Origin of the sequence: Clostridium sardiniense (assembly GCF_019753795.1) — a bacterium.
GTDB classification, from domain to species: domain Bacteria; phylum Bacillota; class Clostridia; order Clostridiales; family Clostridiaceae; genus Clostridium; species Clostridium sardiniense.
Window position 1 is genome coordinate 150,555 of the sequence record NZ_JAIKTU010000007.1, and the last position, 25,278, is coordinate 175,832.

Here is a 25,278-nt window from a genome sequence, read left to right on the forward strand (position 1 = left end):
TTATAGGTATTTTTTTATTTCTTCATCAATATTAATATCAAAAGTTGGAGGTGGTAGATTATCAAGGCCTTTTTCAATATTTGAGAATTCTGTTTTAAGTTTTGATTCTATGTTTGAGAAAATTTTCATAGAAGATGATACCTTAGAATTAAGTTTGCTTTCATAATTTGCTACTAAATTATCATATTCATCTTCTAATTCTTTTAATAACATATGGATAGTTGATTTGCATTCAGACAAATAATTAGATTTAGCATAAAGATGATTTAATTCAATATCTGAAGTGATCTTTTTCTCTAAAGCTTTTTTTGCAAGATGAATATTTCCTTTTTGTACTGCTAGTTTTACTTTAGAGTCATAATCTGAGCAAATATCATTTATCCATTCTATATCGGTTTCAAGGGTTGATAATTTATCAAGTAAATTAGAAAAATCTAATGATAAATCATCTAAAATCTTTTTTAAATCAACTATTTCCTCATATTTTTTTATAGATGCATTTCTTTTTAAATTTAATTTTTTTAATATTTCCATAATACCTCCAAGATTAATTAATCCCTTTATATAATTAATATATGAGTTAATATAAATAATGTTTAATTATTAAAAAATAAGGCTTTTTCTTGTATTAAATTTATTGATAGATTAAAATTAAAATTGAAGTATATGTGGGGAAAAAGAAGGAGTGAATTTAAATGACAAATGAAAATACTATGGATCAATTACTAGATTCTTATGATGTCAAGAGAATTAATAAAGGTGACATATTAGATGGAAGAGTAATCGATGTAAATGATAAAGAAGTAACAGTTGATATTAAATATGCTTTTGATGGTGTTATATCAAGAGAAGAGCTTACAGCTGATGATAAGAATCCATTAGATATTGTAAAATCAGGTGATGAATTCAAAGTTGTTGTGCTTTCACCAAACGATGGAGAAGGATTTGTTAAGTTATCAAGAAAGAGAGCTTTATTAAAAGAAGAAAAAGAAGAAATAAGAAATGCTTTCAACAATGGAACTATTATAAAGGTTAGAATTAAAGAAGAAGTTAAGGGCGGATTAGTTGCAGAGTATGGATCAGTTAGGGTATTCATACCAGCTTCACTTGTTTCAAGAGAAAGAATTGATATAAAAACAGTAGTAGGAAAAGAGTTAGAAGTAAAAATTATAGAGTTAGACTTTAATAATAATAAAGTTGTTGGATCAAGAAGAGTTATTGAAGAAGAAGCTTATGAAAAGAATCAAAAGGTTCTATGGGCGGAAATCAAAAGCGGAGAAAAGAGAAAAGGTGTAGTTAAGAACATAGTTAAATTTGGTGCTTTTGTTGATATCGGAGGAGTACAAGGATTAGTTCATATAAATGACTTAGCTTGGGAAAGAGTTAAGAGAGTTGAAGATGTAGTTTCTGTTGGAGATGAAGTAGAAGTTTATGTTGGAAATGTAGATTTAGAAAATAGAAAATTATCACTAATCTTAAAAGATGTAAATAAAGAACCATGGAATGTGCATGGTGATTCAATGAAGATAGGAGATACTTTAGAAGGTACAGTTGTAAGACTTACAAGCTTTGGTGCTTTTGTTGAAGTATTTAAGGGAATAGAAGGTTTAGTTCATATTAGTGAAATAACTGATGAACATATCGCAAAACCTGAAGAGGTTTTAAAGCTTAATCAAAAAGTTAAGGTTAAAGTATTAAATATTGATAAAAATGCTAAGAGATTATCACTAAGCATTAAGGATGCAGCAGAAAAGAGTGCAGAATATCTAGAATATGTTGACAGCGAAGATGAAGGCGTAAGTCTTGGAGATTTATTTAAAGATTTATTCTAATTAAAAGATTAAGGATACTAGATTTAACTAGTATCCTTATATTTTTAAGCTTTTTCAATTTTAAGCATATTTGTTCCGCCTACATGAGCAGTTGGCATACCAGCGGCAACTATTATTTCATCATTTTCTTTTACGAAATCAAAAGTTTTTGCAATTCTTTTTGCTTCACGTAATATTTCATCTGTTGTATTAAACATTTCACAGTGTGCTGGAAGAACACCAAAATTAAGGGCTAATCCTCTCATTACATAATCAAATGGAGTTATAGCTATTATTGGTGCTTTAGGTCTATACTTGCAAAGTAGTCTAGCAGTTGCACCACTTTGAGTTGCAGCAACTATAGCCTCGGCATTTACTGCGTTTGCAGTTCTACAAGCAGAGTAACTTATAGCATCAGAGAATGAAAGGTTTGAAGGTTCCATACCTTTATAATTAAGATGGCTATAATCTAAATTTTCTTCAGTTTCTATAGCTATTTTAGACATAGTTTTTGCAGCTTCTATTGGGAAATTACCAGAAGCACTTTCACCACTAAGCATTATAGCATCAGTTCCGTCAAATATTGCATTACAGATATCACAAGCTTCAGCTCTAGTTGGCATTGAATTTCTAATCATAGAATCAAGCATTTGGGTTGCAGTAATAACTACTTTACCTGCCTTATTACACTTTCTTATAATCTTCTTTTGGATTATAGGAACTTTTTCTATAGGAATTTCAACTCCCATATCACCACGTGCAACCATTATTCCATCTGCAGCTTCAATTATAGAATCTATATTATTTACGCCTTCTTGACTCTCTATCTTAGCTATTACCTTAATATGACTTCCGTTATGATCATTAAGTATCTTTTTCACATCTAATATATCGGAAGCCTTTCTTATAAATGATGCAGCTATGAAGTCAACACCATTTTTGCAGCCGAAGATTATATCTTCTGTATCCTTTTCTGTAATTGATGGTAAGTTTATACTAACATTTGGGACGTTAACACCTTTGTGGTTTTTAATTATTCCACCAACTTCAACAGTACAATTTATAGATTTACCTTCAATGTTATCAATTCTAAACACTAAAAGTCCATCATCAACTAACATAGTACCGCCAGGTTTAACATCTTTATAAAGATCTCTGTAAGTTATTGAACATTTAGAATTATCTCCAAGTATTTCGTCATCACATATAAATGAGAATTTATCACCTTGTTTTAGTTCAGCTTGATCATCTTTAAAATTATGAGTCCTTATCTTAGGTCCCTTAATATCAAGAATAATTGCTGTTGAGGAGTTCATGTCTTCTCTTATTTTTTTGATTAAATCAATCTTTTCTTTATGAGTTTCATGAGTTCCATGAGAAAAATTAAGTCTTGCAGCGCTCATACCTATTTTTATAAACTCTCTTAAGATTTCTTCTGAGTCACTTGCAGGTCCAATAGTAAAAATCATTTTTGTTTTTTGCATAAAATCACCTCGCAAATATTTATTAGATCATTTCAAATACCATAGATGATTAGTATGTGCAAATATTCAATAAACTAAATTAAATATTTATTATTAATTTAGTTTAAAATAAATAGACTATGATATACTAAAATTATCCACAATACAATTTTATCATAAATTAATAGGAGGCAAGATAAAAAATGTCAGTTTTAACAAATATTCAACCAGAATTAGTTTTTAAGTATTTTGAAGAAATTTCAAAAATTCCAAGAGGTTCAGGAAATGAAAAAGGAATAAGTGATTATTTAGTTTCATTTGCTAAAGACCTTGGATTAGAAGTAATACAAGATGAAGCTTTAAATGTAGTTATTAAAAAGCCAGCATCAAAAGGATATGAAAATGCACCTGGAGTTATACTTCAAGGTCATATGGATATGGTTTGTGAAAAGAATAAAGATACAGAGCATGATTTTACAAAGGATCCAATTGAATTAAAAGTCGATGGAGACTATATATATGCAAATGGAACAACACTTGGATCAGATAATGGAATAGCTGTTGCATATGGAATGGCAATTTTAGCTGATGATACTATAGAGCATCCAGCTATTGAAGTATTATTAACTTCAGATGAAGAGACAGGTATGACAGGAGCTATGAATATATCACCTGATCATATAGATGGAAAAATTTTATTAAACCTTGATTCAGAAGAAGAAGGAGAACTTCTAGTAAGCTGTGCTGGTGGAGTAAGAAGTAAAGCAGCTATGAATATCAACTGGGAAGCTAAAGAAGAAGAACATGTTACTTTAGAAGTTAAGCTTAGAGGTCTTATGGGTGGACACTCAGGAATGGAAATAAATAAAGGTCGTGGTAACTCAAATAAGCTTATGGCAAGATTATTAAAAGATCTTTATGATAATTATGATATAAGATTAGTTCACTTAGAAGGTGGATCTAAAGATAATGCTATTCCAAGAGAAGCTGATGCAGTTATAACTGTTTCAAAAGGTCAAGTTGAAGACATAAAGGCAGAAATAGCTAGATATGATGGAATCTTTAAGCATGAATTTAAAGTTCAAGATCCAAATGTTACTTTAGAAATATTAGAATGTGATGATGCTAAAAAGACTTTTGATAAAAAATGTACAGAAAATGTTATAAATCTTTTATATCTTTATCCAAATGGTATAAATACAATGAGTAAATCTATGCATGGATTAGTAGAAAGTTCAACAAATATAGGTGTTGTTACTACTTCAGAAGATAGAGTAAGAATAGATAGTGCTGTAAGAAGTTCAGTTGCTACATTAAAAGATGAAATTGTTCTAAGAAGTAAAACAATCACAGAAATATTAGGTGGAAGCTTTACAACTAATGCAGAATATCCAGAATGGGAATATAACAGTGAATCAAAAATAAGAGAAATCTGCAAAGATGTATATAAAGAAATGTATGGAGAAGAACCAAAGATAGTTGCAATTCATGCAGGTGTTGAATGTGGATTATTTAAAGAAAGATTAGGAGATTTAGATATGATTAGCTTCGGCCCAAATCTTTACGATGTTCATACACCACAAGAGCATATGAGCATAGAATCAGTTCAACATGTTTGGGAATATCTATTAAATATTTTAAAAGTAATAAAAGAGTATTAATAATAATTATTAATTAAAAATTATTATTGAAATTCCGAGTGGATTGGTATATAATAAAATCATAGTAAAAAATATTGTTTTTGGAGGTAATTTTTTATGGATATAAAAGAAAAGGTATTAGAAATATTAAATAACTCAGAGGAACCATTAAAAGGTGGCCAAATTGCAGAAGCTTCAGGAATTGATAAGAAAGAAGTTGATAAAGCAATTAAAGAGTTAAAAAAAGAGGAGAAAATTATCTCACCAAAAAGATGTTTTTACGCAGCTAACAAATAATTTTATATACATTGATTTATCAAAACAATCCCTTATTAGTTTTAAATCTTCACCTAAAATTTTAGGTGAAGATTTTTTTACATAATGAATATTATTGACTCCTTCCTAATATATTTTAATAAAGTAATGTTTTAGGAGGGATAAGATGGGATACACAAGATATAATTATAAGCCAAGAAAAAAGCCAGGAAGAAACTTTTTAACAATAGGAATTATTGGAGTACTTCTAGCAATAGTTATAGGATTGCTTATAGGAAAAGTTTTATTTAAGGGAAATAGTACTCCGAATGAAGATCAAGCAAATGCAATTGAGGGGACAGAACAGAGCGGTACTATAGATAATGAAGAAAAAGATAATGCTAATAAGGGCGAAGCTGATAAAGAAACAGTTGGAAAAGTTACAGAATCTGGGGATAACAAAAGATTTTCTATGATTCAATGTGGATATTATGGAAAGAAGGAAAATGCAGAGAAAGTACTAAATGATATTCCATCAAATTATAATAAATTTATAATAGAGGAAGATGGAAAATTTAGAGTAATCGCTGGAATCTATACAGAGGATTCTGTAGAAAAGGTAAGTGAGCAATTAACAAAGAAAGAAATAAGCAACGTTAAAATAAATTGTGAGTATGAATTAAGTGATAATCAAAACTCAATGATATACGAAATAGTTACGGGTTTTATGAAAATTTTAAATGAATTAGAGAATGAACAAGTAAGAAGTGTAAATACGACAGATTTTAAAAAATGGACAAATGAACTTGGAAAAGATTCTAAAGATAAAGAAGATAATGAGGAACTTAAAAATTTAAGGGAACACATAGAAAAATTACCAGAGGAATTAAATAGAGATGGTGCCAAAAAATCACTTGAATTTATATATAAAATGCTTATAAAACATAGAGTGTAAGCAATTCTTAAAAAAAAATTAATTCTATCTTTATAAGGCGTTTTTACTTGTTTATGGTCTTATAAAATGATAAACTATATTAGGTGTAGTAATCTTTGATTTAAAGAATACTGCACCTAATATTATTTTAAAAATATGTAGTATTTATATCTAAAGAAATTAAAAATTGGAAATACTATATTATATTAAAAGTTATTTATAAAGAGGGATATTATGAAGTTTATTTTAGCATCAGCATCCGCAAGAAGACAGGAATTATTAAAAAGAATAGTAGATGATTTCGACATTATTGTCAGTGAGTTTGAGGAGAAAAATGTCGAATTCAAAGGTGACATTAATAAGTATGTGGAGGAGATTGCATTAGGTAAAGCTAAGGCTGTTTTAAATAATGCACAGAGCGAAGACATAATAATATCAGCAGATACAGTTGTTTCTTTTAATAACAATATCTTAGGAAAGCCTGTAGATGAGGAAGATGCTTTTAAAATGCTAAGAATGCTTAGTGGAAACACTCATGAAGTTTACTCTGGAGTTTGTATTATAAATAATAAAACAAAAGAGATAATATGTGAGAGTTTTAAAACAGAGGTAACTTTTTCAGAAATTAGTGATGACAGGATAAAAAAATACATTGAAAGTGGAAGTCCTCTTGATAAAGCAGGTTCTTACGGAATACAAGACGAAGGTGGAGTTTTCGTAGAAGGCATAAAAGGAGACTATTATAATGTAGTTGGATTACCGCTTAATGGGACATACAAGATGATTAAAAGAGTAACTAAATAATTTTAAAGGGGGATGGGTATTCTAATAAAAGTAAGGAGAAATAAATTTGGACAATTACCTTAGAATGTTGGATATACCTGAAAATGAGAGACCTAAAGAAAAATTATTAAGATACGGTGCAGAATCTTTAAGTAATCCAGAACTTTTAGCGATAGTTTTAAGAACTGGTACTAAGGGTGAAAATGTATTAAATTTAAGTCAAAAAATAATTGCAGAACTTAATGGGTTGAATGGTATTTTAAATGCATCAGTAAAAGAAATGACAAAAATTAAAGGTGTAAAAGAGGCAAAGGCTTCGCAAATACTTGCAATAGCTGAGCTTTTTAGAAGGTTTAATACCTATAAATCTTTTAATGAATTTAAGAGAATTACATCACCAAGAGAAGTTGCAAACATGCTCTATGGTGAAATGGGAGCAAGTAATCAAGAAGTATTAAAATTAATTATACTAAATACTAAAAATGAAGTTATAAAAATTAAAGATGTTTTTAAGGGGAGCTTAAATTCTTCTTTGGTTCATCCAAGAGAAATATTTAATGAAGCTATAAGAAGTAGTGCAGCTTCAATAATTATATGTCATAATCACCCATCAGGAGACCCAACTCCAAGTAGTGAGGACATAAAAGTTACTACCAGAATTAATCAAAGTGGAGAGATAATAGGTATTAAACTTATTGATCACATTATAATAGGTAGAAATAATTACGTAAGCTTAAAAGAAAAAGGAATATTATAATCGAAAGGGGAATGAAAAATGGGATTTTTCGGAACTAGTAAAGACATGGGAATAGATTTAGGAACAGCTAATACACTTGTATTTGTTAAAGGTAAAGGTGTAGTTCTTAGAGAGCCATCAGTTGTAGCAATAAACAGTACAACAAGAAGACCACTTGCAGTTGGTACAGAAGCAAAAATGATGATTGGTAGAACACCAGGAAATATCGTTGCTATAAGACCACTTAGAGATGGTGTAATTGCGGATTTTGATGTTGCACATACAATGATAAAGTCATTAATAGAAAAAGCAGCAAGTAAGAGTGCATTTAAGGCACCAAGAATAATAGTATGCTATCCTTCAGGAGTAACTGAAGTTGAAAAGAGAGCAATAGAAGAAGCAACTAAGCTTGCAGGTGCAAGAGAAGTTATATTAATGGAAGAACCAATGGCAGCAGCAATTGGAGCAGGACTTCCAGTAAGTGAACCAACAGGAAGTATGATTGTTGATATCGGTGGAGGTACTACAGAAGTAGCTATCATTTCACTTGGAGGAATAGTTACAAGCAGATCATTAAGAGTTGCTGGTGATGAATTAGATCAATCAATAATTGCGTATATTAAGAAAGAATTCAACTTAATGATTGGTGAAAGAACATCAGAACAAATTAAGATGGAAATCGGATCAGCTTATAAAGTTGATGATGAAGAAAAACTTATGGAAATTAAGGGAAGAGATTTAGTTACTGGATTACCTAAAGTAGTTGAAATTTCAGAATCATTAATAAGAGATGCTTTAAAAGAACCTGTATATGCAATAATTGAATCAATAAAGACAACACTTGAAAAAACACCGCCAGAACTTGCAGCTGATATAATGGAAAAAGGAATAATGTTAGCTGGTGGAGGTGCAATGCTTAAAGGATTAGATGTTTTAATAATGAAGGAAACTAATATGCCTGTACATATTGCGGAATCACCATTAGATTGTGTTGTTCTAGGAGCTGGAAAAGCTTTAGAAGATTTCGATAGAATTAGTAAGGAAGATAGATAAAGACATGAAGCGTCTTAAGAACAAACTGGCAGTCACTATAATAGTGCTGTCAGTTGCATTTTTAGGCTTAATTATCTATACATTCAAGGATCCTAATAAAAATGCTATTGAAAGTGGTGCAGGTGCAGCGTTAAATCCTATACAGAAAATTGCGTATACCGTTAATGTAAAGATTAAAGATTTTGTTGATTTATGTTTAAATTTCTCTACTGTAAAAGAGGAGAACAATAATCTTACAAAAGAAAATTCAGAGCTTAAGAAACAACTTTTAGAGTATTCAGATCTTAAGCAAGAAAATGATCAATTAAGAAAAGTTTTGAAGTTTAAAGATTCAAGAGATAATTATAATTATGTAGCTACTAATATCATAGGATATGCTGGAGGAAATATATTAGATGGGTATATTGTTGATAAAGGTAAAAATGATGGCATAGAAAAAGGTATGATAGTAATTGCGGCTGATGGTTTAGTTGGTCAAGTTACTTCAGTTGGTAGCAACTGGGCAATAATAAAGAGTATTTTAAATGAAAATATTGCAGTAAGTGTTAAAGTAGAAAGCACTAAAGAAAATACTGGTATATTAAGAGGCTATAGAAACGCAGACGGAACTGGAGCATGTAAAGTTGAAAATCTTCCTATGGATTCGAATATAAAAGAGGGAGATACAATAGTTACATCAGGTCTTGGACAAATATATCCTAAAGATATAATGATTGGAAAAGTAGTATCAGTTCAAGAAGATAAGGTAAATGTAATGAAAAATGCAGTTGTTAAACCAAGCGTTGACTTTAATAAACTTGAAGGATTATTTATTGTAGTACCTAAAGATAAACGTGAGATTAAATATTAAGAGGTGATGATATGAAAAAATTGATAGTGGTTTTAATATCTATTCTCTTATTAGTAATTGATAATTCGGTAATGCCATTTTTAAGTATATATGGTGGATTCCCAAGTTTATTATTTACTTTTGCTGTTCTATACTCATTAATAAATGGAGTTGAAGATGCAGTTTTTATTGGGGTAGTGAGTGGAATACTACAAGATATTTATTTTGCAAATGGGGTAGGAATAAATGCAATAGTTAATATGTTTATATGTATATTAGCGGCTTATATAGGTAATGGAGTATTTAAGAAGAGAAAATTAGTTCCTGTAGCTACGGTGTTTGGAGCTACTATAGTTAAGCATTTAGTTGTTCTTGCTATATTATACTTCTTAAATTACAAAGTAAATTTAAATAATATACTTATAGTTGCAATATATAATTCAGTAATAGCATTTATAGTATACAAATATGTATTAATGTTTTCAAATACTGAAGATGTAAACAATAAGTGGAGGTTTAAATGATAGTTAATAAACCAAAAAGTAAAAAGAAAAAACTTTCTAGGTATACAGTACTTAATATTATCATGGTAATAATCTTTTGCATAATATCATTAAAGTTAGTTTATTTACAAGTTTATAAACACGATGATTATGAAGATAGGGCAAACCAAAATGCTACTAGATTTATTGCAGAAAAAGCTCCAAGAGGAGAGATTTTAGATAAAAATGGTAATGTGTTAGCAACAAATAAACAAACTTACACATTAACATATACAACAACAGATGAGGCACAAAAGAAATTCTATAGTACAATGGATTCAATCTTTAAGGTTCTTAAAGAAAATGGAGAAAGTGTTCAAGATGATCTATTAGTAAAGATTGATGATAAAGGTGGATTTTATTTTGGATATAAAGATTCATCTCCTGATAATCAACAATATGAAAAACTTAGATTTTTAAAAGATAGAGGAATGAATGAGCAAATTCAAAGGGAACTTTTTGGAGATGAAAGTAAAGATTTAACAGATAATCAGATTGCACAAATAGATCAAAAGTTATTACAAGTTACTCCGGAGGAAGCGTTCTACTATTTAGTGAAAAGCTATGATCTTATAGGACTTGTTAATCCAGATCCATCAAAAGATGAAAAGAAACAATATAAAGATATGACTGGTAAACAGCTGACAGATCTTATATTAAAGAAATATTCACTTAATGATATAAGAGATTATATGGTTGTTAAAGATGCTATAAAGATGCAAAGTTTTAAAGGGTATAAAGCTGTAACTATTGCAAGTAATATAAAGAAAGATACAGCGTTTATAATATATCAAAAACTTAATGATTTACCAGGGATAGGTGTTGATTTACAACCAGTTAGAGAATACCCTTATAAGAACTTAGGATCATCAGTCCTTGGATATGTTGGAACAATAGATAGTTCTTTAGAAGATGATTATAAATTAAGAGGATATGATCCATCAACTGACCTTGTAGGAAAATCAGGTATAGAATCAGCCTTTGAAGATGAACTTAAAGGTGTTAAAGGTGGAGAAACTGTTAAGGTAAATTCAGAAGGTAGAAAAACAGAAGAGTTATTTAAGTTAGAATCTTACCCAGGTAATAATGTAAATCTTACTATAGATAAAAATGTTCAGTATGCTATGCAAGAAGCGTTAAAGGATACAATAAATAAAGTTAGAACAGGAACTACAGATTCTGAGGGGCATAGTTTCCCGAATGCAACTAGAGGGGCAGCTCTTGCAATTGATGTTAATACTGGTAAGATACTTGGACTTGCAAGTTATCCGGATTTTGATCCAAATCTTTTTGCAATACCAGGACAACTTACAAAAGAACAAACAGAGCAGTACTTCTCACCAGACCTTGAAAAGTTTGGTAAAGAACTTATAAAGAAGACAGGAGTTAAAAAATCAGTAGATGATTTATTCCCTAAAGATAAAAATGGATATAGAACAGACCCATATGATTTATATGCAAAACCATTCTATAACTATGCAACTTTAGGTACATTACCTCCAGGTTCTATATTTAAACCAATAACAGCTGTAGCTGGGCTTCAAGAAGGAGTAATAAAACCAGAGGATACTATAAATGATACAGGTAAATTTAATATTCATCCCGAAACATTTGGTAATAGCTTTGGACCTGTATGTTGGATATATCCATCAACCGGTGGCGGGCATGGATATGTTAATGTTGAGAAAGCTCTTCAAGTTTCATGTAACTTCTTCTTCTATGAAACTGCATATAGATTATATATGAAAGATGGAGGAAATGCTAATAGACCGGAATCTTTAAATGCTATTGCAAAATATGCATGGCAATTTGGGCTTGGAGTTGACCCAAATAGTAAGACTAATCCTTCAACAGGAATAGAGATAGAAGAAAATACTACAGGGCAAACATACAATTTCAAAACATTTAAGGAGAGTACTATAGCACTTTCAAACTTTGAAATAGCAGACTTTTTAGAAAAGGAAGCTCCAAGTGGGTCAGCATTAGCTACTTATCAAGGATCGTATAATTTTATTCCTTTTGATTTTTCATATAAAGATGATGATTCAGAGAAGGTTAAGAGCTTAAAAGTAGATTTAAAACAAAAAATTAAAGAGAGATTTGAAGTAGTAGCTACAGGAAAACCAGCTATGAAGGAAACTGAATTTGCAGCTAGTATTGTATCAGATGTAAAAGGTATAATGCAAAACTCAGATGTTTATAAGAATAATGTTAAGAAGTATGAAGATAAGTATAACAAAAAGGCTAATATAGATGAGCAGGCATCAATTGTTTCTAATGCAATTGCAAGATATGTTGTTACTGATAAATCAGCAGAAATGACATCACCAGGTCAGGTTATTTATTCAGCTATTGGTCAAGGTATAAATCACTATACTCCACTTCAACTTGGAGCATATATATCAACACTTGCAAATGGAGGAACTAGATATTCTCTTCATCTAGTAGATAGTGTAACAGATGTAGATGGAAAAGTAGTAGAACAATTTAAACCAAAAGTACTTGGTAAAGTAGACATGAGCCCATCAACACTTGCTGCAGTTAAAGAAGGTATGGCAAAAGCAAATGATTCTGAAGGTGGTACAGCCTCAGCAGTATTTAGTTCATTCCCTATAAAAACAGCAGGTAAGACAGGTACAGCGGATTATTCAAATGATCAAAGAGATTTTGGTAGATCACCTTATGCAACATATGTAAGTTTTGCACCTATTGATAAACCAGAAATAGCCGTTGTTTCGGTTATATATGATGGTGGCCATGGTGCATATAGTGCACCAGTTGCAAAAGCTGTTTATGAAGCATACTTTAAAGATAAGATATTAAAAGATTATCCAGAATATGCTAAGAGCTCACCTACATTCAAGAAATATGTTTTAGATGCACCTAAGGATAATAATGAAGCAGCGCAAAAAGCAGAACAAGAAAAAGCTGATAAGAAGGATGCTTCAGATAAAAAGGATGCCAAAGATAAGGCTAAAGACAAGAGTGCTTCTAACAACTAAAGCTAATAATTATTATATTTAAATAGTTTTCACTAATTAAAAAACAACATTGGACCTTACTGGTATCAATGTTGTTTTTACTTTAAAAAAGAAACTAAAACTACAAATACTTACATTTTAATGATATAATAATAGAAGGATTTTATTATGTTTTGTAGAATAATGTTAAAGTGACAAGGATTGGTGGAGGGAAACCAATAATGGATGATAAAATAGTTATAAAAGGTAATAGAAGTGGCTTAAGTGCTATTATAAATATGAATAAATTTAGTGGTTTTGAAGAAATGCTAGAACATTTGCTTACTAAATTATCAAGAGGAAAGCGTTTTTATAAAAATTCTACTCTAACTATTAGCACAAATTTAAGCTCTATTAATGAGAAAAACCTAATACATCTTAAAGAAGTATTATTTAATGAAATAGAAATAAAAGATATTATATTGCAAGATGAATCTTCAAAGGATAAAGATAAGAAAACTTTTACGGGAGTGTATGAGGGTAGAACAAAATTTTTGAGAAAGACAGTAAGAAGTGGTCAGTGTATAAATTATAATGGAAATATCGTTATAGTTGGAGATATAAATAGCGGTGCAGAAGTTGTAGCAACTGGTAATATTATTGTTTTAGGAAGTATAAAAGGAAATGTTAGCGCAGGAGCTAATGGTAATGCAAAAGCAATAATTGCAGCCTTTAGTCTTCAGCCAGAAATATTAAAGATTTCAGATATTGCGACACTATCACCGGATTCAGAAAAGCCCCAATATCCAGAGGTTGCAAAAATAAAAGATGGGGCAATAATAGTAGAACCGTACTTACCGAATAAATATATTTATTAAAGCGTGGAGGGATTGTTAAATGGGAGTATCTATTGTAATTACATCAGGAAAAGGTGGAGTTGGAAAAACTACAACAACAGCTAATATTGGTACTGCATTAGCAGCACTTGGGAAAAGAGTAGTAGTTGTTGATGGTGATACAGGACTTAGAAATCTAGATGTACTAATGGGATTAGAAAACAGAATAGTGTATACTATAATTGATGCTATAGAAGGAAGATGTAGATTAAAGCAAGCTTTAATTAAAGATAAAAGATTTCCAAATCTATGCCTTCTTCCAACAGCACAAACAAAGGATAAAGATGATATAAGTGCACAGCAGATGCTTAAACTTGTAAAAGAACTTAAGCAAGATTTTGATTATGTAATTATAGATTCTCCAGCTGGTATTGAACAAGGTTTTGAAAATTCAGTAATCGGAGCTGATAAAGCTATAGTTGTAGTAAACCCTGAAATTACATCTGTTAGAGATGCTGATAGAGTAATTGGTAAACTAGATGCTAAAGGTCTTGAAGATCATTCTGTTATTATAAATAGAATGAACTATGCTATGACTCAAAGAGGAGACATGCTTGATGTAAGTGATATAATTGAAACACTTTCAATTGAACTAATAGGAGTTGTACCTGATGACAAAGAAATAACTGTTTCTACAAATAAAGGCGAACCAATAGTTCTAGAAGAATCAGCAAGAGCTGGAGAAGCATTTAGAAATATAGCAAAGAGAATAACTGGCGAAAATGTACCTTTTATGGATTTAAGTGATGCACCACAAGGTTTATTTGGATCTATAATGAAGTTATTCAAACGTAAGTAGGGGGTATTTGAAATGGGGTTCTTTAGTAGTTTTACAAATAGTAAGCCTAAGCCAAAGGATATTGCTAAAGATAGATTAAAGTTAATACTTATACATGATAGAGGAGATCTTCCAACTGATACTTTAGAGCAAATAAGAATGGAAATATTAGAAGTTCTTTCAAAGTATGTAGAGATATCAGCTGAGGATGTAGAAATATCAGTAAGTAAAAGCGATATTGAAGAGGGAGAAGCAGCTTCGTCATTAGTTGCTAATATACCTATTAAAAACATAAGAGGTCAATAAGTTAAGAAGTAAAATAAGAGAAAAACTTATAATTAAGAAAGGCTACATACATAAAAGTATGTAGCCTTCTATATATATAAATGGAATATATTTATATATTAAAAATTTATTATTTTTTTTATTTAAGAAGCATTTATTATAGAGAATAACAAAATAATGATATATAATAGAAATACAGGTTTTTCGGGAGGTGAAAGATTTTGTTAAGAGGGGATTTATTGTTTGATAGACAAGGAACTTATAGTAAATATAAGCTGGATTTTAAAAAAATTAGAGATATAGATAAAGTACTATTATTTTCAACAATAATATTAGTACTATTTGGTATTTTAAATATATATCTTGCAACTAAAGGAACTTACGGATTTAGCTATGCTAAGAAGCAATTGATATGGTTTATAGTTTCTCTTGTAGCACTTTATATATTCATGGCTATTGATTACAGAGTTCTTTATAATTATGTTCCAATTTTCTATTGGGCTGGAGTTGTTTTACTTATCGCAACAAGATTTTTGGGTTCTGTTAGAGGTGGAGCTAGAGGATGGCTTGTATTTGGACCAGTTTCCTTGCAGCCAGCGGAACTTGCAAAGATTGGTATGATACTTATGCTTGCTAAAAAATTAGAAGAAATGGATTTAGAGATAAATAATCTAAGAAATTTCTTTACCCTTGTTTTTTATGCTGCGGTACCAGTTCTATTTATTGTAATTCAACCAGACATGGGAATGACTATGGTATCATTCTTTATAGTGCTTGGTATATTTTATGTTGCAGGACTTGATATGAAAGTAATAGGTGGAGGACTACTCGCACTTTTTATTGGAATAATAATTGTATGGAACTCAGGGCTTATACAAGATTATCAAAAAACAAGAATAACATCATTTATGAATCCAGAAGCTAATATGGCAGGATCTGGATATCATCTTAGCCAATCTTTAATTGCAATTGGATCTGGTGGGGTTACTGGTAATAGACCATCTCTTGCAAATGATGAAAGTTCAGGATATGCGGCACAACATGTACCGGAAGTTCAAACAGACTTTATTTTTGCATCAACGGCAGAAAACTGGGGACTTCTAGGTATTCTATTCTTGCTAACTATGTATGGATTACTTATAAGTAGGATGGTAGCTATTGCTCGAACATCAAAAGATATCTTTGGATCAATAATATGTGTTGGATTAGTGTCATATTTCTTATTTGCAATACTACAAAATATAGGAATGACTATAGGACTTATGCCTATAACAGGCATAACATTACCTCTTATAAGTTATGGTGGTAGCTCACTTTTAACTACAATAATGTCAATAGGTCTAGTATTAAATGTAGGTATGAGAAGAAAGAAAATCAGATTTTAGATATAAAGTAAGTGGAAGTGATTTAAATATTGCTTCCACTTATTAATTAGCAAGGAAATTTTAATAAGGATATTTTCTAAAAAAGTACTCTTATATAATTAATAAAATTTATTATATAAGAGTACTTTTTATTACTTAATAAAAGATTATCTATTTATTTTACTAGCATTTGTTACAAGTGTTTTTTGTGCATCTGTTAAAGAGTCATAATCTTTAGTTACTTTTTGGACTTCTCCTTCATTATTCATATTTAAGTTTTTTATTTCTTGAGATACTTTTTCGCTTACTTTAAAATCTGTATCGGCAGCCTTATGTCCTTCTTTTATCGCTTTTATAACATCTAGGTCTTGGTTTAACTTATCAACATTTTTAATCTTTTTTTGATCAGATTCTGAAAGTTTATCAAACTGATTTTTTATTTCAGTTATTTTTGAATCATCATTTAAAGTTATATAAGAGGCCTTTGGAAGGGCATCGATTTCTTTTGATATACTATTTACTGAGCCTTCTTTATTTCCGCATCCATAGATTAATATAGATACTGTAAATATAGCTATAATTGAAAGTATAAGTTTTTTATGAAAAAGTTTATTTTTATTAATCATAACTTTAGTCCTCCTTATATGTTAAAGATTTGAATCATGATGAACAGGAGTTTGTTTAGTTGTTTCTGTTATCAAATTTTTATTTACTTCTTCAGTCTTTTTTTGTGAATAATCTGCCATTCTTGTACAATAATCTGTCATATAATTTTCTGCCTCTTTAGGATTTTTCTTATAAAGGTCTAAAACATATTTATCAGTTTCTTTTAGGTGCTCTGTAAGTTTATCTTCAACAGCTCTAAGGGTAGGTTTTGTATATTTATTAACATATTCATCGTAATAAGGAGTTGTTAATGCACCAGTTCTTCTATAAGTCCAATAAGCTGAGGTATAATCAGGTATATTTGTACCTTCTCTGTATGCTTTTGGAGTATTATTTATACCAGAATAGAAAGGAACATATACACTGGTTTCAGGAACTCCAAGAGCTAACCAATGGACAGCACCTACAGCAGTTGGCATATTAGGTCTACATTGTAATATGTGAGATTCCATTGTATAGGCAACGTTTATTGGTCTATATTTATCTTTATATTCACCGTATGGATCATATTCTGTGCCGTCATAATGAGAACGCAAGACTTTTGCTACATCTTTAACTTCTATTTTTTTATCTGGCTTCATAAATAAGCTAAAGTCTTTGCTTGTTATATCTTGCTTTTTAGATGGAGTTAATATTCTTTGACCATCCCATATTCTTGGATTGTTGTACTTGGCATCCTTTTCATTTTCAGTGCCAAATGCTTTTTTAAAGCTAAAGTCTCCATCTTTTTTAGGATCATATAATCCTTTATCTTCTGAGAATTTAACTAAATCTTTAGAGCCTAAATAGTTTTTATCATCTTTTAAATCTACTTTATCTATACATAATTTATTTGGAATTACAGCATATGAATCATCAGGAACCCTTTGTGCCACCCAATGATGTCCAGATCCTATTTCCATGTACCAAACTTCATCCTTATCAGATATTATAACTCCGTTAACTTCAGATGAACCTTTTTCATCCACTATTTTTCCAAGCATCTTAACGCCATCTTTTGCAGTTTTTACATGAGGTAGAACTACTGATGTTATAGAATCTTCTCCAATACCATCTTTAACAAGAGGGTCTGCTTTTAGTGCTTTATCATTTGCAGTAGCACTTTCTGTGGCACTAAGTGCTACACCATGTTCATTTATGCCGTCTTCTTCAAATTGACCATCCTTTTCAGTCCATTCTGGAGTTGCAGTATATTTATAATTTGTCTTTGGAAGCTTGTATGTAAATCCATTTCCCTTTGAAGTATAAGTTGCACCATCTTTATTTGTGCTATGAGGATGAACAACAAATCTTTTATCCCAAGCAGTTTTAGCATCTTCATTACGAGCAGCAATTGTTGAGCCGTCGGCAGTAGCATTTTTACCTACAACTACTGTTGTACAAGCAAATGCATTTAGTGCTAATGGTCCGAGCAAAATACTTGAGGTAATTGAAGCTAGAAAAAGTAATTTTGATATTTTTTTAGTTAACATAATTTCACTCCTTTTAATAAAGCCAATATATTCCCGCAGAAAAATATAAATTATATTAAGGCTATCATATAAAATTCTAGACCCATTGTAGGATTAATTCAATATTTCATAGAATAGGTTTACATTAACTTAATATAATTAAAATAATAATTATGTTAAATTGTGAAATTCTATAGGAGAATTTATACATGTGTTTTCATAAAATCTTAGCTTTTTAAATATAATAAAGTAGTGCTAAATAACAAGGAGATAAGAAGGATGGGAAGTTATAGAGATCAGTATGAAAAATACTACAAAAACATAGGTGGGAATAATAGTAAATACGTACCAATTTCAAATAATGGAGGTAATTCAAACTTCCACTATGGAGAAGGTAGAAGAAAAAAGAAGGAGGGGGGAATGCTCTCTATTTTAGCAACTCAAACTATAGGTATATTAATAATTACATTAATTATGATGGCATTAAAATATGCACCTTATAAAGAAGCAAATGATATTTACTTAAATGCAAAAGAAGTTATGGCCACAGAAATGGAGTTTGGAGACTTTGATGCTGTAGAAGTATTTAATGAATTTAAAAGTAAAATATCAAAAGATGAAGGAATAGAAAATAAAATAAATGGGAGTTTAATGGCTCCTTTAATAGGAGAAGTAGAAACTTTAGAAAATGGGGTTATCATAAAAACAGAAAAGAAAAAAGAGGTTTTTGCAATATTTGATGGTGAAATAAAAGATATGAAAGATAGCGATAAAGGAAAGGATGTTGTAATCGATCATGGTAATGGAATAGAGAGTTACTATAACATGATAAGTGAGCCATTAGTTAAAAAAGGCGATAAGGTTGAGAAAGGAGAGTGTATAGGAGTTAATACAAAGATTGATGATAAAGGTTATAAAGTAGAATTTAAAATTAGTTATATGGGACAATTTAAGGAGCCTGGAAAATATATTAATTTTAAAGATTAGAAATCTGTAGCTAGCAATATTTTGAGGGTAGAAATGAAGAAATCTTATAAATTAATGATTATAGAGGTAGTGTTATTATTACTTGCAATTAGTTTTGAAAGTAAAATCTTAATTGGAGTTATATCTATAATACTGCATGAATTTACACATATATATGTTGGAAGCAAACTAGGATGTAAGGTATATAATTTAGAACTTGGAATAACTGGCGCAAAAGCAGAGCTTTCAGAGATTGATGATCTTAGAGAGAATGAGAAACTTATATTATATTTAAGTGGGCCAGCTATGAATTTTATTTTAGCATGTTTACTATATACTTTATATAATATTAGTCATATTCCTATATTGGAAATTGGATATGAAGTAAATATAGGTCTTTTTATATTTAATTTATTTCCTGCATATCCTTTAGATGGATCAAGAATATTAGAAATAATATTATCTAAATGTAATTCATATATAAAAAGCAAAAAAATAACTACTTGGATAAGCTATACTGCTTCAGTGTGTCTAATAGTATTATTTTTTATTATGATCTTTTTACATAAAGTGAATCTAAGTTTATTTTTAATGGGAATTTTGATAATATATTCAACTGTTCTAGAGAAAAATTGGACGATGTATATAATAATGGGAGATATAATTAAAAAGAGAAGGAAGCTTAAAAAATATGATTTTGTAGAAAATAGGACAGTATCAGTATTTTACAAAAATGAACTACTTAATGTAATGAGATTAGTTGATAAAAGCAAGTTTAATACTTTTTATGTATTAGATGAAGAACTTAAACTTCTCAAAATAATTCATGAGGATGAATTACTTGAAGGGTTAAAAAATTATGGTAATATAACTTTAGAAGAGTATATAAATAGATTAAAGGAAACTCAGTGATGGGTTTCTTTTTTAGTAGAACAAAAATTTAATTTATGCTAGAATATAGGGATGTATATGGATAAGTATATTAAGTATGAAACTATATACAAAGTAATTTTTAGGAGGATGTAATTTAATGAATAAAATTTCAGATAACATCTTATGCAAGGTTGAGAAACCAGCAAGATATGTTGGTGGAGAACTAAATCAAGTAATTAAAGACCCAAAAGAAGTAGACATTAGATTTGCTTTTTGTTTTCCAGATGTTTATGAAGTAGGAATGTCTCATTTAGGAACAAGAATACTTTACCATACAATAAATAATAGAAAAGATACATACTGCGAAAGAGTTTTTGCGCCATGGCCAGATATGGAAAAAGAAATGAGAATTAATAATGTATCTCTATATGCTTTAGAAACTAAAGACCCACTTAATAAATTCGATATTCTAGGCTTTACTCTACAATATGAGATGAGCTATACAAATATATTAAATATGCTTGATATGTCAGGTATAACAATAAGAGCATCAGAAAGAGGAGAAGATGAGCCAATAGTTATGGCTGGGGGACCTTGTGCATACAACCCAGAACCTCTATATGATATAGTAGATTTCTTTGAACTTGGAGAAGGCGAAGAAATGATGAATGATGTTTTAGATGTATATACTAAGTATAAGGGCAAAGGAAAGAAGAAAGAATTCTTAAGAGAGATATCAAAGATAAGAGGTATATATGTACCTTCATTATATGATGTAACTTACAATGAGGATGGAACAATAAAAGAATTTACTCCAAAGTATGATGATGTTCCTAAAGTAGTTAAGAAGAGAATAATAAGAGACTTTGATAATGTAGAATTCCCAATTGAGGATATGATAGTACCTTATACAGAAGTTGTTCATGACAGAATAGTACTTGAAACAGCTAGGGGATGTACTAATGGATGTAGATTCTGCCAAGCAGGTATGATTTATAGACCAGTTAGAGAAAAAACTAGAGAAACGCTAATTAATCAGGCAAGAGAATTAGTAAAAGCAACAGGATATCAAGAAATATCACTAGCTTCATTAAGTATATGTGACCACTCAGATATTCAAGGACTTATTCATGGATTAATGGAAGAACATGAAGCTAATAAAGTTGGTATAGCACTACCTTCAATAAGAGTTGATGCCTTTTCAGTTGATTTAATAAAAGAAATCCAAAAGGTTAGAAAAACAGGGTTAACTTTTGCACCAGAAGCTGGTTCTCAAAGAATGAGAGACGTAATAAATAAAGGGTTAACTGAAGAGAGAATACTTGAAGCAACTAAGAGTGCTTTTGAAAATGGATGGAGTACAATAAAGCTTTACTTTATAATAGGTCTTCCTTATGAGAATATAGAAGATTGTGCTGCTATTGGTGAACTTGCAGAGAAGATGGTAAGTGAATATTATACTATTCCAAAGGAAGTTAGAAAAAAAGGACTTAAGATTACAGTAAGTACTTCAATACTTGTACCAAAACCATTCACACCATTCCAATGGGCGCCAATGGAAAAGATTGAAGTTGTTAATGAGAAGATAAATGCAGTTAAGGGTTCAATAAAATCAAGAAGCATTACATATAACTATCATGCACAAAAGACTTCATATATGGAAGCTGTATTTGCAAGAGGAGATAGAAAGCTTTGTGATGTTTTAATAAAGGCATTTGAAAAAGGATGTAAATTTGATGGTTGGTCAGAATACTTTAACTTCTATGCTTGGCAAGAAGCTTTAGAGGCATGTGGTGTTGATGGAGATTTCTATGCTTATAGAGAAAGAGATTATGATGAAATACTACCTTGGGATTTCATTGATATCGGAGTTGATAGAGCATATTTAGTTGAAGAAAATGAGAAAGCTAGAAGAGTTGAGCTTACACAAAACTGTAGAAAAGGTTGTACAGGATGTGGAATTAACGTTAACTTTAAAGAAGGGAAGTGTTTTGAAGGTGCGATATCTAATAAAATTCACTAAAGAGGCAGATATAAAATTTGTAGCTCATTTAGATTTAATGAGAACAATTCAAAGAGTTATTAGAAGATCAGGATTACCTGTTGATTACTCAAAGGGATTTAATCCACATATGTCTCTTTCAATAGCACAACCACTTTCAGTTGGAGTATATTCAGAAGGTGAGTATATGGACGTAGTTTTTAAAGAAGAAGTTGATCCAAAAGAAATAGTAGAGAGACTTAATAAAAGCACTGCAAGTGGAGTAAGATTTTTAAGCGCAGTAGGAATTGAAGTAATAGAAAATGTTAAGAAATTACCACAAGCTATGGCTTTAATAGATGCAGCAAGATATACAATAAAGATGCATTACACAGATGCTACAAACTTTGAAGAGGAAATGAAAAGTCTTTTAAGTAGAGAAGATTGGGTAATGACAAAGAGAAGTAAAAAAGGTGCAAGAGAAGTTGATATAAAGCCTTTAGTTCATGAATTAAAATACTGGATTAAAGATAATGAAGTTGTATTAAATGTATTAATAAGCTCAGGAAGTAGAGAGCATTTAGCACCAGACTTATTAGTAAAACTTATAAAAGAAAATACAACTAAATGTGATGAAGAAGCTTTCGTTCAAATAAAGAGAGAAGAAATGTACTTCATGAAAGATGATACATTAGTACCTCTTTATAAATGTGTATAGGAAGTGGAATTTTGATGAGAGAAATTTTTATTGAAAGAAGAGAAAAATCCATAAGGATTGCAGTTAAAAATAATAATGAGTTAGAAGAGTGTTTTATAGAAGAAAAAAGTAGTGAACCAACTTATGGAGAAATCTATAAAGGCAGAGTTAAAAATATAGTTCCTGCAATAAATTCATTATTTTTAGATATAGGACTAGATAAAGAAGGCTATATGTACTATAGCGAAGACTTAAAAAAGTTAAATATTAAAAAGGGTGATGAATTTTTAGTTGAAGTTTTAAAGGAACCTTTAAATGAAAAAGGCGCAAAGCTTACTAATAAATTCAATATACCTGGAAAGTATTTGGTATTTACAAAAGGTAAGAAGGGTATATCATTTTCAAAAAGAATAACTGATGCAGTTAAAAAGAAATTAATTGAAGCCGAACTTGAAGATGTTGATGGAATTAATATTGTTGTAAGAACTGAAGCAATTAATGTTCCAATAGAAATCCTTAAAGCTGAAAGAAATAAGCTAAAAGGAATATTGGATGAAATGAACAGAAAACTTAACTATAGCACTGAACTTTCAAAGGTTTATGGAGAAGATGTATCTTTGAATAAGGTCTTAAGAGATAATATAACAAAGGGAAATCTAAAAATCTATGTTGATAACATTGAAGATGAAACTTATGTTAAGTCATTTCTGGATGGGGAAAAAGATATTGAAATTATAGTATACGACGGACTACGTACACTATTTGATTATTACAATATTGAAAAAGAAATATTAAAGCTTAGACATAACAAAGTAAAATTAAATTGTGGTGGAGATATTGTTATTGAAAAAACAGAAGCTATGTATGTTATAGATGTAAATAGTGGAAAGAATATTAAAGGAAGAAGTTTTGATAAAACAATTCTTCAGACAAATTTAGAAGCTGCAAAAGAAATTGGAAAGCAAATAATGCTTAGAAATCTAAGTGGAATAATTCTTATAGACTTTATCGATATGAGAGATCATAGTCAAAGAAATAATGTAATGAAAGAATTGAAAGAGTCACTTAAAAGTGACAAAGGAAATAGTAAGATATATCCTTTCACAGAACTTGATTTAGTACAAATTACAAGAAAGCGAAGGGGAAAAAGTATATATGATTCAATAGAAGATAAATGTCTACTTTGCAAAGGTTCAGGTAATATTCTTAAATTATCATATATTGAAGATTTAATAAGAAATGATATATTAAGATCTGTTGAAGACAATACTATAGGAAGCTTCTTTATAGAACTTGATAACATTTATAGAGAAGATGTAAAGGGAGACCTATTTAGTTTCTTAAAAAATATAGATGGCTTAGATAAAGAAATGTTCCTTAAATTCTCAGAAGGAATTGATGGATATAGAATAGAACCTTTAATATTTAAAAATCAAAAGGAAAACCTTGCAGATTATAAGGTTAAAGGTATTGAAAAATATTAATTAATTTCTTTACAAAAAATAGACGATATGTTAAGATAGGTTAGTAAACCGCTCACGATAGGGTTTTTTATAAAACAAAGTTTTACTTTGTACCCGTAGTGGCGAGACCGTTATGAGGAGGTGTTTTAATGTACGCAGTAGTATTAACAGGAGGAAAGCAATACAGAGTTCAAGAAGGAGACGTATTATTCGTTGAAAAGCTTGAAGCAGAAGTAGATTCACAAGTTGAATTAACAGAAGTATTAGCTGTTTCTAATGGAGAAACTTTAACAGTTGGTAAGCCAATGGTTGAAGGAGCTAAAGTTGTTGCTAAAGTTGTATCACAAGGTAAAGCTAAGAAGGTAACAGTATTCAAGTATAAGGCTAAAAAGGACTACAGAAGAAAAGCTGGTCACAGACAACCTTACACTAAGTTAGTTATCGAAAAGATCGAAGCATAATCCATGATTAAAGCAAAGATTTTTTATAAAAGTAACAACATTACAGGATTCGTCATTGATAATCACGCAATGCCAGGAGACAGAGATTTTAATAATGATGTCTTATTGGTAGGAGAAGCTTTTGATATGGTTTGTAACTCAGTTTCAGTCTTATCACAAAGTGTTCTTATAGGTATAGATGAAGTTTTAAAACTGAATTGTACATACGAGATTGGAGACGGATATTTGAAATTAGACTTATCTGATTTCTCAGAAGAGGAGTTAAGAGAGTCACAGGTTTTACTTAAAACCTTCGAGAAGAGTTTAGAAAGTGTAATTTCTAGCTTGGATCAAATGTTTGGAGATAATAAACGTAGAGAATATATAAAATTATTAAAAGAGGAGGTGTAGT

25 protein-coding genes are annotated in these 25,278 nt (G+C 30.0%); 21 read left to right on the plus strand and 4 right to left on the minus strand.

All coding sequences use genetic code 11. The annotated features are described in order from the left end of the window. Positions 1-534, minus strand: coding sequence for a PspA/IM30 family protein (locus tag K5V21_RS10170; protein WP_221861156.1), 534 nt, complete (start codon positions 532-534; stop codon positions 1-3). A 161-nt stretch (positions 535-695) separates the two neighbouring features. On the opposite strand from K5V21_RS10170, the gene rpsA reads away from it, so the two are divergent. Continuing rightward, entirely contained in the window at positions 696-1,832 is a 1,137-nt protein-coding gene (gene rpsA, locus K5V21_RS10175) for a 30S ribosomal protein S1 (protein WP_221861157.1), read from the plus strand. Between the two features lie 44 nt (positions 1,833-1,876). On the opposite strand, the gene pyk is transcribed toward rpsA, so the two are convergent. Continuing rightward, on the minus strand, positions 1,877-3,295 hold the full coding sequence (pyk, locus tag K5V21_RS10180) for a pyruvate kinase (protein ID WP_221861158.1): 1,419 nt from the start codon (positions 3,293-3,295) through the stop codon (positions 1,877-1,879). Positions 3,296-3,477: 182 nt separating this feature from the next. Here pyk and K5V21_RS10185 point away from each other — a divergent pair, with 182 nt between their 5' ends. The 13 genes from K5V21_RS10185 to rodA all read left to right on the plus strand — a co-directional run bounded on the left by K5V21_RS10185 (position 3,478) and on the right by rodA (position 16,350). After that, complete coding sequence (locus tag K5V21_RS10185; RefSeq protein ID WP_221861159.1) at positions 3,478-4,935, plus strand: aminoacyl-histidine dipeptidase; 1,458 nt, start codon at positions 3,478-3,480, stop codon at positions 4,933-4,935. Between the two features lie 96 nt (positions 4,936-5,031). Further along, positions 5,032-5,211 (plus strand): HTH domain-containing protein, encoded by a 180-nt coding sequence (locus tag K5V21_RS10190; RefSeq protein WP_221861160.1) that lies wholly within the window; start codon positions 5,032-5,034, stop codon positions 5,209-5,211. Positions 5,212-5,356: 145 nt separating this feature from the next. After that, positions 5,357-6,124 (plus strand): SPOR domain-containing protein, encoded by a 768-nt coding sequence (locus K5V21_RS10195; protein ID WP_221861161.1) that lies wholly within the window; start codon positions 5,357-5,359, stop codon positions 6,122-6,124. 213 nt (positions 6,125-6,337) lie between these two features. Further along, a complete protein-coding gene (locus K5V21_RS10200) occupies positions 6,338-6,907 on the plus strand; it encodes a Maf-like protein (protein ID WP_221861162.1) in 570 nt (189 codons plus the stop codon). Between the two features lie 46 nt (positions 6,908-6,953). Beyond that, entirely contained in the window at positions 6,954-7,643 is a 690-nt protein-coding gene (radC, locus tag K5V21_RS10205; RefSeq protein WP_204596231.1) for a RadC family protein, read from the plus strand. Between the two features lie 18 nt (positions 7,644-7,661). Beyond that, a complete protein-coding gene (locus K5V21_RS10210; protein WP_204596232.1) occupies positions 7,662-8,675 on the plus strand; it encodes a rod shape-determining protein in 1,014 nt (337 codons plus the stop codon). A 4-nt stretch (positions 8,676-8,679) separates the two neighbouring features. Continuing rightward, positions 8,680-9,525: a rod shape-determining protein MreC gene (gene mreC, locus K5V21_RS10215; RefSeq protein ID WP_221861163.1), complete on the plus strand. Its 846-nt coding sequence runs from the start codon at positions 8,680-8,682 to the stop codon at positions 9,523-9,525. 11 nt (positions 9,526-9,536) lie between these two features. Continuing rightward, a complete protein-coding gene (mreD, locus tag K5V21_RS10220) occupies positions 9,537-10,028 on the plus strand; it encodes a rod shape-determining protein MreD (RefSeq protein ID WP_221861164.1) in 492 nt (163 codons plus the stop codon). After that, the gene (locus K5V21_RS10225; protein ID WP_221861165.1) at positions 10,025-13,048 is read left to right on the plus strand and encodes a penicillin-binding transpeptidase domain-containing protein; all 3,024 of its coding nucleotides are present in this window, start codon (positions 10,025-10,027) and stop codon (positions 13,046-13,048) included. The genes mreD and K5V21_RS10225 overlap by 4 nt, the downstream gene beginning before the upstream one ends. 200 nt (positions 13,049-13,248) lie before the next feature. Then, a complete protein-coding gene (gene minC / locus K5V21_RS10230) occupies positions 13,249-13,884 on the plus strand; it encodes a septum site-determining protein MinC (protein WP_221861166.1) in 636 nt (211 codons plus the stop codon). 19 nt (positions 13,885-13,903) lie between these two features. Continuing rightward, positions 13,904-14,701, plus strand: a complete 798-nt coding sequence (minD, locus tag K5V21_RS10235) for a septum site-determining protein MinD (RefSeq protein WP_221861167.1) — start codon at positions 13,904-13,906, stop codon at positions 14,699-14,701. A gap of 12 nt (positions 14,702-14,713) precedes the next feature. Beyond that, positions 14,714-14,986 (plus strand): cell division topological specificity factor MinE, encoded by a 273-nt coding sequence (gene minE / locus K5V21_RS10240; RefSeq protein WP_204596238.1) that lies wholly within the window; start codon positions 14,714-14,716, stop codon positions 14,984-14,986. Between the two features lie 218 nt (positions 14,987-15,204). Beyond that, entirely contained in the window at positions 15,205-16,350 is a 1,146-nt protein-coding gene (rodA, locus tag K5V21_RS10245; RefSeq protein ID WP_407927710.1) for a rod shape-determining protein RodA, read from the plus strand. 146 nt (positions 16,351-16,496) lie between these two features. On the opposite strand, the gene K5V21_RS10250 is transcribed toward rodA, so the two are convergent. After that, entirely contained in the window at positions 16,497-16,955 is a 459-nt protein-coding gene (locus K5V21_RS10250; protein WP_221861169.1) for a hypothetical protein, read from the minus strand. A gap of 21 nt (positions 16,956-16,976) precedes the next feature. Further along, entirely contained in the window at positions 16,977-18,467 is a 1,491-nt protein-coding gene (locus tag K5V21_RS10255) for a C69 family dipeptidase (RefSeq protein ID WP_221861170.1), read from the minus strand. Between the two features lie 258 nt (positions 18,468-18,725). On the opposite strand from K5V21_RS10255, the gene K5V21_RS10260 reads away from it, so the two are divergent. From K5V21_RS10260 to K5V21_RS10290, 7 genes are all read left to right on the plus strand, one after another. Continuing rightward, on the plus strand, positions 18,726-19,433 hold the full coding sequence (locus K5V21_RS10260) for a M23 family metallopeptidase (protein ID WP_221861171.1): 708 nt from the start codon (positions 18,726-18,728) through the stop codon (positions 19,431-19,433). 33 nt (positions 19,434-19,466) lie between these two features. Continuing rightward, positions 19,467-20,324 carry a site-2 protease family protein gene (locus tag K5V21_RS10265; protein WP_221861172.1) on the plus strand — a complete coding sequence of 286 codons (858 nt, stop codon included), beginning with the start codon at positions 19,467-19,469 and terminating at the stop codon, positions 20,322-20,324. 118 nt (positions 20,325-20,442) lie between these two features. Next, positions 20,443-22,308, plus strand: a complete 1,866-nt coding sequence (locus K5V21_RS10270; RefSeq protein WP_221861173.1) for a TIGR03960 family B12-binding radical SAM protein — start codon at positions 20,443-20,445, stop codon at positions 22,306-22,308. Next, entirely contained in the window at positions 22,283-22,984 is a 702-nt protein-coding gene (locus K5V21_RS10275) for a TIGR03936 family radical SAM-associated protein (RefSeq protein ID WP_221861215.1), read from the plus strand. The genes K5V21_RS10270 and K5V21_RS10275 overlap by 26 nt, the downstream gene beginning before the upstream one ends. Before the next feature lie 14 nt (positions 22,985-22,998). After that, the gene (locus tag K5V21_RS10280; protein WP_221861216.1) at positions 22,999-24,447 is read left to right on the plus strand and encodes a ribonuclease E/G; all 1,449 of its coding nucleotides are present in this window, start codon (positions 22,999-23,001) and stop codon (positions 24,445-24,447) included. A 128-nt stretch (positions 24,448-24,575) separates the two neighbouring features. Further along, positions 24,576-24,887 carry a 50S ribosomal protein L21 gene (gene rplU / locus K5V21_RS10285; protein WP_204596245.1) on the plus strand — a complete coding sequence of 104 codons (312 nt, stop codon included), beginning with the start codon at positions 24,576-24,578 and terminating at the stop codon, positions 24,885-24,887. Positions 24,888-24,890: 3 nt separating this feature from the next. Beyond that, on the plus strand, positions 24,891-25,277 hold the full coding sequence (locus tag K5V21_RS10290; RefSeq protein WP_221861174.1) for a ribosomal-processing cysteine protease Prp: 387 nt from the start codon (positions 24,891-24,893) through the stop codon (positions 25,275-25,277). Position 25,278: the final 1 nt, after the last annotated feature.

Bases quoted from the DNA above. Each gene is read 5' to 3' on its own strand.
- K5V21_RS10170 (WP_221861156.1), bottom strand. From the start codon at position 534: ATGGAAATATTAAAAAAATTAAATTTAAAAAGAAATGCATCTATAAAA.
- rpsA (WP_221861157.1), top strand. From the start codon at position 696: ATGACAAATGAAAATACTATGGATCAATTACTAGATTCTTATGATGTC.
- pyk (WP_221861158.1), bottom strand. From the start codon at position 3,295: ATGCAAAAAACAAAAATGATTTTTACTATTGGACCTGCAAGTGACTCA.
- K5V21_RS10185 (WP_221861159.1), top strand. From the start codon at position 3,478: ATGTCAGTTTTAACAAATATTCAACCAGAATTAGTTTTTAAGTATTTT.
- K5V21_RS10190 (WP_221861160.1), top strand. From the start codon at position 5,032: ATGGATATAAAAGAAAAGGTATTAGAAATATTAAATAACTCAGAGGAA.
- K5V21_RS10195 (WP_221861161.1), top strand. From the start codon at position 5,357: ATGGGATACACAAGATATAATTATAAGCCAAGAAAAAAGCCAGGAAGA.
- K5V21_RS10200 (WP_221861162.1), top strand. From the start codon at position 6,338: ATGAAGTTTATTTTAGCATCAGCATCCGCAAGAAGACAGGAATTATTA.
- K5V21_RS10210 (WP_204596232.1), top strand. From the start codon at position 7,662: ATGGGATTTTTCGGAACTAGTAAAGACATGGGAATAGATTTAGGAACA.
- mreC (WP_221861163.1), top strand. From the start codon at position 8,680: ATGAAGCGTCTTAAGAACAAACTGGCAGTCACTATAATAGTGCTGTCA.
- mreD (WP_221861164.1), top strand. From the start codon at position 9,537: ATGAAAAAATTGATAGTGGTTTTAATATCTATTCTCTTATTAGTAATT.
- K5V21_RS10225 (WP_221861165.1), top strand. From the start codon at position 10,025: ATGATAGTTAATAAACCAAAAAGTAAAAAGAAAAAACTTTCTAGGTAT.
- minC (WP_221861166.1), top strand. From the start codon at position 13,249: ATGGATGATAAAATAGTTATAAAAGGTAATAGAAGTGGCTTAAGTGCT.
- minD (WP_221861167.1), top strand. From the start codon at position 13,904: ATGGGAGTATCTATTGTAATTACATCAGGAAAAGGTGGAGTTGGAAAA.
- minE (WP_204596238.1), top strand. From the start codon at position 14,714: ATGGGGTTCTTTAGTAGTTTTACAAATAGTAAGCCTAAGCCAAAGGAT.
- K5V21_RS10250 (WP_221861169.1), bottom strand. From the start codon at position 16,955: ATGATTAATAAAAATAAACTTTTTCATAAAAAACTTATACTTTCAATT.
- K5V21_RS10255 (WP_221861170.1), bottom strand. From the start codon at position 18,467: ATGTTAACTAAAAAAATATCAAAATTACTTTTTCTAGCTTCAATTACC.
- K5V21_RS10260 (WP_221861171.1), top strand. From the start codon at position 18,726: ATGGGAAGTTATAGAGATCAGTATGAAAAATACTACAAAAACATAGGT.
- K5V21_RS10265 (WP_221861172.1), top strand. From the start codon at position 19,467: ATGAAGAAATCTTATAAATTAATGATTATAGAGGTAGTGTTATTATTA.
- K5V21_RS10270 (WP_221861173.1), top strand. From the start codon at position 20,443: ATGAATAAAATTTCAGATAACATCTTATGCAAGGTTGAGAAACCAGCA.
- K5V21_RS10280 (WP_221861216.1), top strand. From the start codon at position 22,999: ATGAGAGAAATTTTTATTGAAAGAAGAGAAAAATCCATAAGGATTGCA.
- rplU (WP_204596245.1), top strand. From the start codon at position 24,576: ATGTACGCAGTAGTATTAACAGGAGGAAAGCAATACAGAGTTCAAGAA.
- K5V21_RS10290 (WP_221861174.1), top strand. From the start codon at position 24,891: ATGATTAAAGCAAAGATTTTTTATAAAAGTAACAACATTACAGGATTC.